Origin of the sequence: Candidatus Palauibacter polyketidifaciens (assembly GCF_947581785.1) — a bacterium.
GTDB classification, from domain to species: domain Bacteria; phylum Gemmatimonadota; class Gemmatimonadetes; order Palauibacterales; family Palauibacteraceae; genus Palauibacter; species Palauibacter polyketidifaciens.
On sequence record NZ_CANPVO010000036.1, the window covers coordinates 53,590 to 68,523 of the forward strand.

Here is a 14,934-nt window from a genome sequence, read left to right on the forward strand (position 1 = left end):
GCCGCACGGAGATTCCTGCGTTGGAGCCGCCCGCCTTGCGGGCAAAGGCAAGCCCTCCCCGAGAAATCGATCCGGGGAGGGCTTGCGGGACTGCTGCGAACGACCGAGCCCGGCTAGCCGTCGTTAGTGCTCGTGGACGTGAACGTGGAGCGGCGCGGTCACGAAGTCCGCGTGCCCCGACCCGACCGCACCGTGCATCAGGCTGAAGGTCACGTCCGTATCGCCCTCCGCCACTCCGTGCAGGTGTCCTCCGAACTCGCCGGGGGTGTCCTGCTCGAACTCCGCGACGGATTCGTCCTCGACCTCGACCATCAGGTAGAAGTCGCTGCCGAGCGTGACCGCCTGCGCGTTGTGATCTACGAACATGACCTGGATATGGGCGGTTTCCTCGCCGGGCTCGACCTCGAGTTCTCCCGTCCACTGTCCGGTGTCTCCGTTGTAGGCGGCGATGTTCTGGCCGCTCAGCGACAGGATCACGCCCTCGACTTCTTCGGCATGATCTTCCTCATCGTCATGATCGTGGGGTTCCATGGCGCTGTCGCCGCAGGCGGCAAGGACGAGCAGTCCCGCGGTCAGCAGGGCGAATGGCCGTTTCGGCTGAAAATGTCTCATCTTTCTTCACCTCGTTGTGTTGATGTTCCGGTCGCTCCCGTCACGAAGCATCTCCGCTTGCGGCTTCGTATGGCTCGCTCTAGAAGACGACGCGATAAGCCACGCTAACAGATCTCCCGGCCTCGGGCATGATCTCCTTCACGCGCGACAAGTGGTTTCTGTACACTGCGTTGCCAAGGTTCTCCCCCCGTACGGTGATCACGTTCAGCCGCCCAAGAACCGTGATCCGGATGCCGGCGGAGAGATCGAACACTGTATATCCGTCAGTTGCGCTCTCAAAGGGACCCGTCCGGTCCTGGCCAGCCGCAACCCGCGTTTCCGCTTCGACGAACCAGTTGCGAGGCGCGTAGCCGACGGCGAAGTGCCCCTGCAGCGGCGGGATCAGCGGAAGCGGTTCGTCTGTCTCCACGATCCTGCCCCGGGTGTACGAAGCCACGGCCTCTACGGTCAGGTCCCCGACCAGCGCCCACTCGAGCGCGCTCTCGAATCCCGTGAGCACCGCGTCTTCTCCCTGGAACTGGAAGATCGGCAACCGCACGCGGCTCAACTCTCCCGTCTCGAGCGGGAACACGTAGTCCGCGATGGCGTTATGGAACCACGTCACCTCGGCGTTCAGCCGGTCACCCACAAGACGCATGAACACGTCGATCCCTGTCCCGCGCTCCACCTCGAGCGACGGGTTCCCGACCTCGAAGGCGTAGGCCGCCAGATGGGGACCCTCCGAGAAGAGTTCGTTGACGCTGGGGGTGCGGAACGCCCTGGCGACGGAAGCACCCACCGTGAAGCTCGGCGTGAGCTGCGCCAGGGCCCCAAGGGACCCGGATGCCGCACCGAACGATCTCTCGCGGATGTGGCCGATGTCGGAGGAGGGATCCTCCCGGTCGGGCCGCACGCGCACCCAGTCGTAGCGGAGGCCCGCCTCCACGCGTATCGGATTCAGATCGACCTCCTCCAGCACGAACACGGCAAAGGAGGTCTGCGTCGAGTTCGGCGTGAAGAGGGCGCCTCCGAATCCGAAGTCTTCCCGGGAACCCCGCGTTCCCACCCCTCCCGAGGAGAAGGGGCCCCAGCCGCTGTGGCGGGCGAGGACCTCGCCGCTCACCGTCTGGCGCTCGAAGAGCGTTCCCAGGATGTCCGGGGGTTCGATCTCCCGGTGCTCGTACCACGTGTGTCCCGCGTCGACCTCGATGCTCTCGAAAACCTCGGCGGGCCGGAGTACGCTGCGCAGCCTGGTCGCGGTCCGCTCCATCTCGACGCGCACCCCGGCGTCGTGACCCCCGACGAATCCTCCGGGGATGCCGTAGTCGTTGCCGTAGTAGCGGAAGGTCGCGCCGGCATGTCCCCAGTCGTCCACCCACGAGGTTCCGCCGGAAATCTCCCGGATATCCGTACTCGTATTCTGCAGGGGTCCGACCGGGGTCTCCAGATCGCCGCTGCTGCGACGGGAGAGCTCCAACCGCACCGGGATATGGTCCGTCACGCCATACGTGAGATTCAGGCTTCCGCTCGCCGCGTTGCTGACGCTCTGTCCCTGGAGGGTGAAGGCGCCCGTAAGGTGGTGCGGCACGGATGAGGGCACATCGTCGCGAACCACGTTGATGACGCCCCCCAGCGCGTTGCTTCCGTACAGAATCGCACCCGGTCCGCGGATCACCTCGACGCGGCGCGCCGACGATGGATCGATCGCCGTGGCGTGGTCGGGGCCGCTCGCAAACTCGTCGCCGACCCGTTCCCCATCCTCGAGCATCAGGATGCGGTCACCGCTGAGCCCCCGGATCACCGGGTGCGCAGAGGCCGGCCCCATGGTGCTCACCGCCAGCCCCGGCTCGGAGGACAACGTCTCCGCCAGGGTTCCGGCCAGACGACGCTGCAGATCCTCTCCCGCGAATACGCTGGTCGGGCGCAGCACTTCGTTCGCCGCGCGGGCCACGACCGACCCCGTGACCACGAGGTCCGGCAGCGGGATGGGATTGGCCTCCATCGTCACCAGTACGATCTCTTCCGCCGATGCATCGACTTCCAGCGCGACCGTGCGGTAGCCCAGCCGTTCGACCCGCACCGTGTAGGTTCGCGGGCCCGGCACCGGGAGGTGGAACGTGCCGTCACCGTGCGAGACCGCCCGGCCACCCGAAGCAGCGATGGAGACCATGGCGCCGGCGAGAGGCTCGTTGGAGTCGGCATCGCGCACGATGCCCTCGATCTCACCCGCGTGTTCCACCTGCGCGGACGAGTCGGTGGCTCCAACAGCCATTGCCAATGCGGCCGGGATCAGACCGGCCAGACGCCTTGTCACCATGGACAGCCTTCTTCGAGACGCAACGGCAACCGCTTCTGCTGGAGCGGCGCGGTGCATCTCGCTGAAAACGCTTCTGCGGGTAACGGGTGTTTCGGGAGACTTGCGATCCGCCTCCCACGGGACGATCGGGGGGCTTCCGGGACGACGGCCCGGAAGCGGGTCAGGCTCGAGGAGGGGCTCGGGGACCGCTCCCGCCGGGCGGTGTCGGGCGGCGTTGCCAGACGTTCGCGGTCGGGGTGTCGGGGCTGGTCTCGGATACCGCCGACAGCTCGATCGGTATCAGGGGAGGAAACCCCGGCGACACGGTACGGGCCAACTGGCACAGCAGGTGGTTGTGCCCGGAGTCGCCCTCTTCGTGCTCCCCTTCAACGTGCACGACGGCGCTCGGCGCTTCGGCTTCAAGCACCGCATCCACCGCTGGCAGAATGGCGAACACCAAGGCCTGAAGGAGGACGATGGCGTGAACGCCGAGCCGGCGAAGATCCCGCGGCTGTTGAGGAGGAATCCGCTTCACAGCTATGCCGTCAGAGTATTCCGGGTGCCGCCAAAGGGCACTCCGGATCAAGTGCTGGAAGCTGCGTTCGGTGGCGGAACGAGTCAAGTTGGCGGCCCGTCCGCATCGGGCGGTTGCCGCGGATCGCGGAACGGGTAGCATCCTGAAGGTGTACCCGGGACTTTTGAAGTCTCGGGAGGCTCGGGGGCAAGCGGCGGATGCGCCGTCGTTCGACCCCGGATGACTCAGCGTATCAGGATCGGGACGAGTCGATGTCCAGATGGATTCGAAGAGGGGCAGCCGTCGTGGCGGCCGCCGCGTTCTCGACGGCGGGCGTCTTCGTCGGCGCGCACCTCGCCCTCGAGGCGTCGTCTCCGAAGAAGGACGCGCTGGTGACGACCAGCCCCGAGACGGTCACGCTGTGGTTCACGGAGGCCCCGCAGATGGCCGGGACGTCCGTTCGGCTCCTGCCGAAGGGGGGCGAACCCCTCGACCTCGAGCCGGCGACCGCGGATCGGGACGACCCCAGCGTCGTCGTGCTGGAGGTCAGCGAGACGCTCGCGGACGGCGACTACGAGGTGATGTGGCGCGCCATGTCGCAGGACGGCCACACGATCCGCGGCGACTTCGGCTTCACGGTGCAAACCGCCCGCTGAATCCCGGCCGGATCCCGGCCCCGGCCGGGAGGCGACGCTACAGTTCCGCGAGCGCTTCGGCGTTGAAGCCGACCAGGAGCGTGGTTCCCGCCAGCACGATCGGCGCGCGGTACTTCCCCGTGGGCCCCTTGAGCGCATCGAGTTCGGTCTCGGCCGGGTCCAGGTCGCGCCGGCTCCTTCCCTTCGCAATGACCACGCGCTCGGCGGCCGCCAGCAGCGCCCGCACGTCGTCATCCGTGAGCGGCGACTTCGTGGTGGATCGTTCCTCCGCGATCGTCGCGCCGGTCTCGTCGAACACCGCACGGGTGCGTTTGCAGCTCGTTCAGCCCGGGCGCTGGTAGTAGAGCGTAACCTCGGTCATCTCGGTCTCCTCAGTCTTCGGCGCGGGCGGCCAGGTATCGCTCCCTGAGCGCGTCCCGGTGGTGAAGCTCGTGGCCGGCGATGATATGGATGAGCGCCCGCACCGTGCACTCGGCGCCGCTCGCGACTCCCCGGCGCGAGAGCGCGTCTTCGTCGAGCGAGGCGAAGAAGGCCGCGTTCGCGGTGCGCAGCGCACGGAATTCATGCAGCAGTTCCGGGATGGGACGATCGGCCGCGTTGGAGGCCGCGGCCCATTCAACCTGATCCATCCCCGGCAGCTCCGCCGAATCCGCGCGGGCGATGTGGAGCGCGCGATAGGAGAAGATCCGCTCGGTGTCGATCACATGACCCAGCACTTCGCGGCACGTCCACTTCCCCGGCTCGTACGCGAAGTGCTCGCGTTCGCCGGGGAGGCCGGAGAGAAGCGCGTCGAGTTCGTCGGGCGCCTCGCTGAGGACATCGACCAAGGGCCGGTCGGCCGGTACGCGGTCGATGTAGGTGGAGTAGTACTCGCCGTGTTCGTCGGGTCCAGGTCGGTTCATGGCCGGCAAGCTATCGACCTCGCCGTCCCGGCGACATCTTGTCCCCATGAACCACCGCTCGATTCCCATCGCGACGGTCGTCTGTGCCCTGCTCGGAACGGCTTCGGCCGCCCTCGCGCAGGGGGCTCCGGGGGCGTGCGTCGCCCCGGGATCCTCGCTGCGCCTCGACCACGTGCCCATCGCCGTCGAAGACCTCGAGGCCCTCTCGCAGCGACTCACCGACGAGTTCGGTTTCCGGGTCCGGAGTCCCGAGCGGGACGAGAACGGTCTCGCGACGGCATCGATTCCGTTCGGCGACGGGACCCGGCTCGAACTGAGGACGATGAAACCTGCCCCTGCCCCCGGCCCCGACGCGCCGGGCACCGTGGAAGCGCAGCGTTACGCGGACCTCATCGCCGATGGCGGAGGCGGGGCGTATCTCGCGTTCTCCGGTCCGACGCCGGCGGGCGTCCTGGAGATCGCGGGCGAACTTGAACCCGAGTTGGCCGCGGTTTCGGGCGGAGCGGGCCCCCGGGTCGTCTTCCCCCGAGGCCACCCGCTTCACCCCGTGTTCTTCGTGACCTCCGATCCCGGGAGGGCGACGTCGGCGGACCCGGCGCCGCACCCGAACGGCGCCCGCGGACTCGAGGCGGTGTGGGTGATGGTGGAAGACCCGGAGCGCCTCACGCGGTTCCTGCTCGCCTTCGGGGCCCGCGACTGCGGCCCGTCGCGACACCCCGAGCACCTGCATGGGCGCGCCGTCGGCATCCGCGGCGGCACCGTCTACGTCGTCGACGCGCGCCTCTGGATGGCCGATCCGGAGTCCGCCCCGGTCGTGTCGCTGACCGTGCGCGGCGGACCCGGGTCCGTCTCCGACAACATCGTGCTCGGCAACGCCGGCGGGCTCTGGATCGAACTGCGACCCTCCGACGCCGGCTCCGATCCGACCAATCCGGCCGGCCCGGCCGACCCCGAGGAGGACGGATGACGATCCACACGCTCGACGCGCGGACCTCCATCGTCGATCTGAAGTTCCAGGGCTTCGACCTCGCCATCGGCACCGGAGTCCTGGAAACCGGGGATGGAATCGCGCTCGTCGACCCCGGGCCCACGACCTGCCTCCCCGCGCTGGAGGCCGGGCTCGGGGAGGCCGGATCCGGCCTCCCCGACGTGCGCGCGATCCTGCTCACGCACATCCACCTCGATCACGCCACGGCCGCCGGGACCATCGTGAGCCGGGTGCCCGAGGCGCGGGTCTACGTGCACCCCGTGGGGGCGACCCACATGATCCGGCCGGAGCGTCTCCTCGCCTCGGCCGGCCGCATCTACGGCGACCGGATGGAGACGCTGTGGGGAGAGTTCCTTCCGGTGCCCGCGGAGTCCGTCACTGCGGTGGACGAGGGGGATGCCCTGCAACTTGGCGATCGTGCGCTGCGCGTCGCCTACACGCCCGGCCATGCGAAGCACCATGTCGCCTATTTCGAGGACGACGGAGGGACGGCGTGGGTGGGCGATGTGGGCGGCATCCGCATCCCGCCGGGGGGCGTGATCCCGGTCACTCCCGTACCCGACATCGACGTCGAAGGCTGGAACGCGAGCATGGAGCGGGTCATGGCGTGGGGTCCCGACCGCATCATCCCGACCCACTTCGGGGCGGTCGAGGACCCGGCCGCCCACTTCGCGAAACTCCGCGACGAACTCGCGCGCTGGGCCCGCATCGTGCGCGAGTCGCTGGGCGAAGAGGACGCGGCGGAGCCGGACACGTCCGCCGACCCCGCCCGGGCCCGGGCCTTCGCGGCGTGGGTGGAGCAAGACCTGCGCGGGCGCATGCCGGCGGAGCCCGTGGACACCTACATCAACGCTTTCGGCGCCGGCGACTCGTGGTGGGGCCTCGCCCGCTACTGGCGCAAGCGAACCTCGGCCGCATGAAGCTGACGCCGCCGGTCGCGGGCTTCGCGAGCCTTCTCGTCCCGGGTCTCGGCCAACTCCTGCAGCGCCGAGTCCGAGCAACAGGCGTCTCGCTGGCCAACGCCGCCCTGCTGGTGTATTCGATCACCCATTGGCTCGCGGACGGCGAGCCGCTCGACTTGATGTGCTCCATCGCCTGCGCGGCCGTGCATGTATTCCAGGCCCTCGAAGCCGTGGAGCACGACCGCGCGGAGCTATGAACCCACCCGTAGTGGCTTCAGGATTCCACGACTTTGAGCCGGATTGAGATTTCGGGCTCGCGAAGATCGTACCGCAGGTGAATCCATGTTTTTCCGACCGCCAACCCCGTGATCGTCCAGGAGGAGTACAGCGCGGCGGTTGCGCTGTACTCCTCGATCCGAGCCACACTCAGGTCATCGATCGTCCAGTTCGGTCGCGCGACGAACAGATAGGAACAGTTTGAGTGGAATTCACGGTCCCTGCCCCACCGGCGCCGGTTCAGGATATGTACGCGAACCCTCTTCGATCCACCCACTGGAACTACGATCTCATCGCCTGGTTCGAGATCTGGCTGGAGATCGATCACGGTCGAACAAGGAAACGGCAAATGCCCGGATACGACCTCGGCCCCGCCGCACGCCACCAGGAAGAGAAGCGCTACCGCGGACGGCTGCCGGACTCGCCACAAGCCCCTCACCCCGGGCATACGGTCTCGCCGCAGCCGGTGTCGACGGGGATCGTCCATGTGACCGAGGGTTGCTCCACGACTTTGAGTCGCTTAGAGATTTCGGTGAACGGACTATGATGCCGCAAGCGGATCGATGTTTCGCCGACTGCCAACCCTGTGATGGTCCAAACGCCTGTGCTGTATTCGACGATCCGAGCTACGTTGGGATCGTCGATCGTCCAGGTCAGTCGCGCGACTGACCACTCGGGGCAACCGCGGTAGTAGTTCGGCTCCCGGTCCGGAAGCTGCCGGATTTGCACGTGAACCCGCCGCACTTCAGCCACCCGAACTACGATGTCAAAGCGTGGTTCGACTTCGATCAGAGCCGAGCAAGGAGCCGGACTGCCCTCTAGCACCGCCTCGTCGCATGCCGCCAGTAGCGAGAGCGCTACCAGTGGTAGCAGCCGGAACCTCCGCAGCCCACTCACCCAGGGCATACCGTCTCGCCGCAGCCGGTGTCGACCGGGATCGTCCATGTGACCGAGGGTTGTTCGTCAAAGTCGTTCGTCACGGTCAATCGCAATGTCAGTGTATAGTTCTCTCTGCTGTTGAACGAGCGTGTGTATCGATCACCAGTACCGGCGGCGGTCCAGGTTGTTCCACCGTCGGTGCTGGTTTCCCACAGGTACGTCAGCGAGTAGCCGCCCCACCCTCTTCCGCTCCACGTTTGACTTCCGCTCGACGTGACCGAGGACGGTCCGCTGATCCACGCGACAGAGCGCGGCGCGTAGAGGAACCTGTTCGGCCCGTTTACGTTCAACCTGCCCTCCGTCGCGCTCGACAGGATCACATCCTTGATGTGAGCGGGAGACGCCCGATTGTTTTCTTCGCGGAGTATCAGCCACGCTACGGCCGTTACATGTGGCGCTGCCACGGACGTGCCAGACCAAAGATGAATCTCATGCGTTTGGCTGTATACGGCGCGAACGTCGTTGCCGGGTGCCCAGATATCAACACATGCCCCGTAAGTTGCCGCGGGGTGCTCTTCCGAGTTGAACACGGAGCGGTTTCCGTTGGAATCTACGGCCGACACAGTGATGACTTCAGTCAGTCGAGCGGGTGACACTTTGCATGCGTCTTTATCGTAATTTCCCGCCCCCACCACGGTTGTAACCCCGTCAGCCACGAGTCGTTGTACAATCTCATCCACATCGGCGTCAACGGTGTCTGGAGTTGCGAAGCTTATGTTTGCCACCCCGAAGCCCATATTGCGGGCGATCACCCATTCGATACCTGCGATGAACGTGCTTTCATCAGCTTCGCGATTATGTGTTATTCTGACGGGGACCAGCTGTACCGTCTTCGCCACACCGGTGGTGTTGCCTCCGATAACACTTGCAACCGCCGTACCATGGCCGCTGTAGTCGCCTCGACCGTCGCTTAATCCTACAAGATCCACGCCAGGAAGGACGCGTCCGCCGAACTCGCCGTGGGATATCGTTCCGCTGTCGATTACATATACGGGTACCGATGACGCTGTCTCTTCGTAACGATACGTGCCGTTCGTAGCGAATTCACGAGAATCCAGCTTATCCAGATTCCATCCTACCCCCGCCGTCTGCGTGTCCAGGCTCGTCTCCTCGGATGGCCGGGATGGAAACAGACCGGTCGCTTGCAGGATGCGCTCTTCGGACACTCGGACGATTCGCCGGTCCTCCAGCAGCTTGCTCAGGTCGGTGGGCTTGGGCAGATCGTCGGGGTTCGGCAGCGTGACCGCGAGCCCCGGCAGGCTCGGGTAGACGTACTTCACGGTGGCCGTATGCTCCGCCGCAAGCTGCGCGGCGACTGCGCGGGCATCCTTGTCCGTGTGAGTCTTCAGGATGTAGGAGTTCGGCACCTTCTCGCCCGGAGCGGGCACAAGCTTGGATGAGTCCGCGCGGGCGTCGAGGCTCGCGCGGGGTGCGTTCGCCGGAGCTCTGCTGGCCGCCGGATCAACCGTGTCGTTCTGGCAAGCGCTCAACGCGATGGCCAGGGGGATCAGGCGGGACCACTTGGGAGTTTTTGTCATTCCGGTTTTCTCTTCTCGGATCGACGTTCATCGGCGGACCTGAATCGGCGTGAAACAGGTCCAGGGCCGGGTCGGCACGCCCACGTCCAGGGCGAGGTCGAGTCGTGGCGAGCAGGACTCCGGCGTTTTCGGACCTGATGCTGGCCATGTGTCGGCATCGAAGGAAGAGACAGGATCGATGAATCAGGGGCGAAAGTGATGGGAAGGAAACAACAACGATGGTAAGGCTTTACGGCAGCGCGGTCAGTCCGTCGGCGGCCGCTTCGCCACGGCCTCCGAGACGGTCTCTTCCAGCAGCGGCCGCAGGTACTTCGACACGAACGACGCGAGCAGGTGCTCCGGTGCGATCCGTTCGAGTTCGGTGAGCGTGCATCCGAGCCAGGCGCGGGATCTGCGATTCAGGGTCGCGCGGGCAAGCCCGAGATGCTCGCTCACCTTCGTCCATGTGGAACCTGCAAGACGAAGCTGGAGCGCCCGGAGCAGCACGAGCCCGCCGATGAACGAACTCAACGTCGTCACGCCTCCCGCGTGTATCCTGAACTGCTGCGAGATCGTGATCGGAGAGCGGCGTACGGCCTGCGCCAGCTCGGCGACGTTCCGCACAGGCATGCTCCTGGCCCTCTGAAAGCTATGGACGAGGCCCGCGCGGAGGGCCGGCGGCAGCCCGGATCGCCGGACCGTCTCGGACAGGCGTGACAGCGCGACGGTGTGGCGAGCCTCCTCGACCTGGGATTGGAGTTGGGTCTGAACATCATCGAACCAGACGAGAGAGAAGATATTCACACCGCGCAACAAACGAGGGACGCTGATATCGCGATCCGTCACCAGGATGACCGGAATCAACGGGAGTCTCCGCCCGATGTCCTTGATCAGTACGATTCTGTCCTCGATGAACCGGCTCCGGCAGCCGATAATCATACAGTCGGTCCGGCTGTCGGCTGAAGTGAGTTCGCTCGCGTCGCCGACTATGATGGCGGCGTCATCAACGGTTTGCCGTATGCGCTCGGCATCGGCGCACGTATCCGCCAGGAGCAGGATCATTGCGATGCATACTTTTCAGGAAAGAAGGCGAGACGGCCCGGCGGCTCAATCCGCCGGACCCAGTTCGCCGGAAACCTGAGAACGACTCGGGAGCGGGAATCGTGACACCGGCCGCCCGCACGGCGCCCGCGTCAGCCGCACCCCGGTGGCCGTCAGCTGGCGGCGGGGCGCACCACGATGGTGATTTCCTCATCGGCGAACAGACCGCCGTCGTCGGCGCGGCCACGGAGGATATAGGTCCCCGGCTGCTGGAAGGTCGCGGTCACCGTCCAGCGGTCATCCTCCGGCAGGTCCGGGGGGCGCCAGAGCGGCGCCCACGGCGAGTTCGCGCCGGTGCGCGTGTCCTCCCAGACCTTCACCTGCGGCGGATCGAACGCCACCTCCCCCTCTCCGCGGTAGACGAACCACGACATGAAGAGGCCGTTCACCTTCTGCACCGTCACGCGCGAGGGGGGCCGGAGCTGGCGGCCGCTGAAGCTGGGGAACGCGTTCGCGATCGAGTCGACGCGCGCGGAGTCCTCCGCGGTCTCCGGCGGGTCGGGCGGACCCTGCCGGAACGCCCGCAGCAGGCCGTCGTCCTCCACGGTGACGCTCACCGTGACCGGCTGGCCGACGATCGCCTCGCGCGTCCGCTCGCCCTCGAGCGTGATCTTCGGCGGTTCGTTGGACCGCATCTCGGCGTTGCTGGAACCCGCGCCGAGCGCGCCGGTCTCCGACATGATCACCGTGTTGTCGACGATGTAGTCGGGCCGCAGCGTGGCGTACGCCTTCTCGGTGACTCCGTGGCTCGTGAGCGTCCACACGAGTTCCCTGTCGCCCCAGTCGGCGGGCACGCGAACCTTGAACACGAAGCGGTTGCGGCGCGGGAGGAAGTGGGTCGGCTGCCCCCGGTCGGCGGGGCCCGGCGAGAACACGTTGTCATCCCCCACGGGGACGTCGATCTCCTCGACCCAGTTCCGGTTCATGTAGCCGAAGAGAAAGTTGAACGACCCGTCCTCGTTCTGCTCCCATCCCTCGTACGCCGGCGCGACGTTCTGTCCCCGAGCGTAGGTCTGGGCGGCGGCGGGAAGCGCGGACACGGCGAGGATCAGCCCCAGAAGCGGCACGGCCAGCGCCCCGGGCCGCGCGACCCGGGGCATGGAAACCGGTTCGGCCACGATCACCGTTCCCGGTGGTCGCCGGGATCGCGGCCATCCCCGGACCCCGATTCGCCTTCGCCGGAAGACTCGGCCTCGGTGGCGGCATCGGACTGCCACCACTCGGCGTCGGCGAAGTAGCTCATGTCGCCGTTGGCCGGGATGACCATGCAGAGCGGGCAGCCGACGACGTGGTCGTTGGGGCCGAGCGCGAGCCGGTGCCGGCGCATCGCCATCTCCTCCACGAACTGTTCATCCGACATCTCCACGCGCATGCCGAGGTCGATGAACATGTTCGCCACGGAACGGTTCCCCGAACCCTGCCAGTTGCGCGTGTCCGGGACGTTCCGGTTCGCCTCCGAGGTGTCCATGTAGCCGATGATGTGGAGGACGGTCCCCTTCGGAAGGAGCGGCTGGTGGTCCTGCGCGTAGGTGTAGCCGCGCACCCAGTTGTGGTCGTAGCCGACGCAGTTCAGCGTCTCGACGTTGAAGCCCCAGATCGCCTCGAGGCACATGCGCATGCCGGGCGCATGCAGGTGCGGCTCGAAGGTCACGAGCTTGGTGTGCTGGTTCAGCACCTTGTAGGCGTGAAGTTCCTGCCCCGCCACCCCGGGCCGGATGTCGATGTCGCTTCCGTTGCCGAGCCCGAAGACGCTCCGCCGGTATTTCGGCTCGTAGTCCTCCGGATGGAAGCGGAACCCGATCTCCAGGTGGGCGCGCGTGTCGCGGCCGTTGGAGTGGAGGTGGACGGAGTTCGACACCACCGAGGAGCCCGCCCTGAGCAGGCGGCCCGCGTCGTCGTCGAAGAGGTCGGGTTCGCGGCCGACCTCGTGCACCGGCCAGCCGGTGTCCGTGGAGGCGCGCCGCGAGCCGGGCCCCGTCTCCTGGCCCTCGAGGACGCGCGTGCTCCAGATCATGTGGTGGACGACGAACCGTCCGCCGACCGTATGGCGCCCGCCGTGTTCCCCGTCGCGCCGCTGCGGCACGTCGTTCACCTCGCGGATCTCGACGGACTTCACGTAGCGGTCCTCGGTGAGGCCCGTGGGCACGCTCTCGATGTCCCCCCACCAGTCGGGCGCGTCGCCCTTCACGAGCACTTCGGGGAGCCTGACGATCAGGTCCGGCTCGCCCGCGGCCCAGACCACGTCGTCGTCGAACTCGAGCGCGGGCGGCAGGTTCGCCGGGTCGCCCTCGGGGGTGCCGGCGCGCCGCCAGGCGTCGAGCGCCTCGATCTCCCACTCGTCGAGCGACATGTCATCCTTGAAGTGCTGGATGCCGATGTCCTTCTCCACGTACCACGGCGGCATCGCGCCGGCCCGGTCCCGGATCTGGGTGCGGCGGGCGATCATGCTCGCGTACGGCTGGACGTCGTCGTAGGTGACGAGCGGCATCGGGGCGACGCCGTTGTCGCGGTGGCAGCGAACGCAGGCCCGCTGCAGGATCGGCGCGATGTCGCGGCTGAAGGTCACGTCGTCCGCCTCGACGCCCGGCGTCCCTGTCGCGGCATGGCGTGCGGTCGCGGCGGGCCCGCCGTCCTGCGCCGCCATCCCGCCGGCGGAGAGCAACATGAGGACGGGCAGGACGGAAGATCTCCGGGCGAGAGACAAGATCCGCGTGGTGTGCGGCATCACATCGCTCCTTGCGGGAGGACTCGTTCGCAAAAGGGTACGCAACGGGCGAAGCCCCGGTCAAACGCCGCGCTAACCACTACGCTAGCCACCGTCGTCGCCTGAGCCACCCGGGGCGGGCGACCCCAGCGCCATTGGGGTGGTCGGCGGCAGCCGCTTCAGGATGATCGTCGGGACATCGAACTCGTCCGTCTCCACGAAGGCGACGAGGCCGCCGGGCCCGAACGCGTCGGGCATGGGCGTCTCCTCCAGCGCCAGAGTGCCTATGTACTCGCCCTCCGGCGAGAGAACATCGATCCAACCGGCCGCTGCCTCCTCCCTTTCCGGCCCTCCGGCCACGACTGGGGCCTCAGCATCGATCTGCGCCAGGGGGTCGCTCCCCCAGCGCTGAACCCAGATCGCCCCCTCCCACGTCGTCCGCAGGTCCCGCACGATGGGCACTTCCGGCATGAAGTCCGCGTTCGCCATTGCGTCGCGCATCCCGGCCATCATCTCCTCCAGCATCGCCGCCACCTGCGCGCGAACCTCCGGCGGGAGATCGTCGAACGACTGGCCGTTGAACTGTCCGGTAGCCGAGGCTTCCAGAGCTTCCAGCATCCGGGCCCGGGCGCGCTCCCGCAGCGATTCCGTGACGGGCTCGGGCTGGAGGGGGCGGCCGATGACACGGACCGGAGCCCCGGGGGTCGGCTGGATCTTGATCGCGTAGGCGGAGGAATCCGAGTACGCCACGCCGCCGCCTGGGAGGACATCGAACACGAGGTCCGGCACGAACCCCATGAACGCGTCGCCGAAAGCGTCGAACATGTCCGACGGATCCGCCGCCTCCATCGTGACCTCCTGCTCCGGCTGCGCCTCCCACCCTTCCGCGAAGGGCACCGCGGTGGCCTCGTCCGCGGTGGCCTCGGCCGCGTCGGCGAGCGACGTGCGGTAGATGGTGCGGTCGCCGGCCTCGATGGACGCTTCCCCGTTGCTGAAGCGCGCGTTCGGGCTTCGAGTCAGGAACAGGGTTTCCCCCTCCCGGGCGGCGCGCACGGTCTCCGCCGAGGCGGTCTCCGAGGCGCCCTCGATCGCGAACCGGACCGTGCGCTCGAACGACCCATCGGGGCCGAACAGGAGGTAGGCGCGGTGACCGTTGTCGACGATCACAACCCCTCCCCCGGGCCGGGCCACCATGTGCCCCACGTCGCGAAGCTCGCCCGGACCGTCGCCCCTGCGCCCGAACTCGGCCACCAGGCCTCCGACGCCATCCACGACCACGATGCGGGTGGAGGACGCGGCTTCGTCGCGGACGTAGAGCCGCCCGCCCGCATCGAAGGCCAGGTCCGCGATCTCCGTGAACGCGTCCCACCCCTCGGCGGCGATCCCCCCGATCCGGTACACCTCCTCGAAATCGGCCTGGAGCGGACGGTCCTCTGCGGGCGACGGGGCGGACGTACCCCCGGTCTCGCCCCCGCAACCCGCCAGCAGGGTGATCCACACCGCGCGGCTGAATCTCATCTAATCTCCTCTGAGTTCGCGCTTGATTTC

The 14,934-nt window shown here is 67.3% G+C and carries 15 protein-coding genes; 6 read left to right on the forward strand and 9 right to left on the reverse strand.

The annotated features are described in order from the left end of the window. Positions 1–123: 123 nt before the first annotated feature. Both RN729_RS09435 and RN729_RS09440 read right to left on the reverse strand, forming a co-directional pair. Positions 124–612 (reverse strand): hypothetical protein, encoded by a 489-nt coding sequence (locus tag RN729_RS09435; RefSeq protein WP_310784079.1) that lies wholly within the window; start codon positions 610–612, stop codon positions 124–126. A gap of 79 nt (positions 613–691) precedes the next feature. Further along, positions 692–2,908 carry a TonB-dependent receptor gene (locus RN729_RS09440; protein ID WP_310784082.1) on the reverse strand — a complete coding sequence of 739 codons (2,217 nt, stop codon included), beginning with the start codon at positions 2,906–2,908 and terminating at the stop codon, positions 692–694. A 355-nt stretch (positions 2,909–3,263) separates the two neighbouring features. On the opposite strand from RN729_RS09440, the gene RN729_RS09445 reads away from it, so the two are divergent. Next, entirely contained in the window at positions 3,264–3,560 is a 297-nt protein-coding gene (locus RN729_RS09445; RefSeq protein ID WP_310784085.1) for a hypothetical protein, read from the forward strand. Positions 3,561–3,673: 113 nt separating this feature from the next. Then, a complete protein-coding gene (locus RN729_RS09450; RefSeq protein WP_310784088.1) occupies positions 3,674–4,057 on the forward strand; it encodes a copper resistance protein CopC in 384 nt (127 codons plus the stop codon). A 37-nt stretch (positions 4,058–4,094) separates the two neighbouring features. On the opposite strand, the gene RN729_RS09455 is transcribed toward RN729_RS09450, so the two are convergent. Then, positions 4,095–4,355 carry a hypothetical protein gene (locus RN729_RS09455; RefSeq protein ID WP_310784091.1) on the reverse strand — a complete coding sequence of 87 codons (261 nt, stop codon included), beginning with the start codon at positions 4,353–4,355 and terminating at the stop codon, positions 4,095–4,097. A 73-nt stretch (positions 4,356–4,428) separates the two neighbouring features. Next, positions 4,429–4,959 carry a DinB family protein gene (locus tag RN729_RS09460; protein ID WP_310784094.1) on the reverse strand — a complete coding sequence of 177 codons (531 nt, stop codon included), beginning with the start codon at positions 4,957–4,959 and terminating at the stop codon, positions 4,429–4,431. 46 nt (positions 4,960–5,005) lie between these two features. Between RN729_RS09460 and RN729_RS09465 the strand changes: the two genes are divergently transcribed. The 4 genes from RN729_RS09465 to RN729_RS09480 all read left to right on the forward strand — a co-directional run bounded on the left by RN729_RS09465 (position 5,006) and on the right by RN729_RS09480 (position 7,672). Further along, positions 5,006–5,926, forward strand: a complete 921-nt coding sequence (locus tag RN729_RS09465) for a VOC family protein (RefSeq protein ID WP_310784097.1) — start codon at positions 5,006–5,008, stop codon at positions 5,924–5,926. Further along, complete coding sequence (locus RN729_RS09470) at positions 5,923–6,867, forward strand: MBL fold metallo-hydrolase (RefSeq protein ID WP_310784100.1); 945 nt, start codon at positions 5,923–5,925, stop codon at positions 6,865–6,867. The genes RN729_RS09465 and RN729_RS09470 overlap by 4 nt, the downstream gene beginning before the upstream one ends. Next, positions 6,864–7,106 carry a hypothetical protein gene (locus RN729_RS09475; protein ID WP_310784103.1) on the forward strand — a complete coding sequence of 81 codons (243 nt, stop codon included), beginning with the start codon at positions 6,864–6,866 and terminating at the stop codon, positions 7,104–7,106. Before RN729_RS09470 ends, RN729_RS09475 begins: the two co-directional genes overlap by 4 nt. A 224-nt stretch (positions 7,107–7,330) precedes the next feature. Next, entirely contained in the window at positions 7,331–7,672 is a 342-nt protein-coding gene (locus RN729_RS09480) for a hypothetical protein (RefSeq protein WP_310784106.1), read from the forward strand. A gap of 346 nt (positions 7,673–8,018) precedes the next feature. Here RN729_RS09480 and RN729_RS09485 read toward each other — a convergent pair whose 3' ends face one another. The 5 genes from RN729_RS09485 to RN729_RS09505 form a co-directional block, all read right to left on the reverse strand. Beyond that, complete coding sequence (locus RN729_RS09485; protein WP_310784108.1) at positions 8,019–9,602, reverse strand: S8 family peptidase; 1,584 nt, start codon at positions 9,600–9,602, stop codon at positions 8,019–8,021. A 243-nt stretch (positions 9,603–9,845) separates the two neighbouring features. Beyond that, a complete protein-coding gene (locus RN729_RS09490) occupies positions 9,846–10,520 on the reverse strand; it encodes a hypothetical protein (RefSeq protein WP_310784112.1) in 675 nt (224 codons plus the stop codon). A 275-nt stretch (positions 10,521–10,795) separates the two neighbouring features. Continuing rightward, positions 10,796–11,800, reverse strand: a complete 1,005-nt coding sequence (locus RN729_RS09495) for a hypothetical protein (protein WP_310784115.1) — start codon at positions 11,798–11,800, stop codon at positions 10,796–10,798. A 2-nt stretch (positions 11,801–11,802) separates the two neighbouring features. Then, complete coding sequence (locus tag RN729_RS09500) at positions 11,803–13,407, reverse strand: hypothetical protein (protein WP_310784117.1); 1,605 nt, start codon at positions 13,405–13,407, stop codon at positions 11,803–11,805. 84 nt (positions 13,408–13,491) lie between these two features. Continuing rightward, positions 13,492–14,904: a hypothetical protein gene (locus RN729_RS09505; protein ID WP_310784120.1), complete on the reverse strand. Its 1,413-nt coding sequence runs from the start codon at positions 14,902–14,904 to the stop codon at positions 13,492–13,494. Between the last annotated feature and the right edge of the window lie 30 nt (positions 14,905–14,934).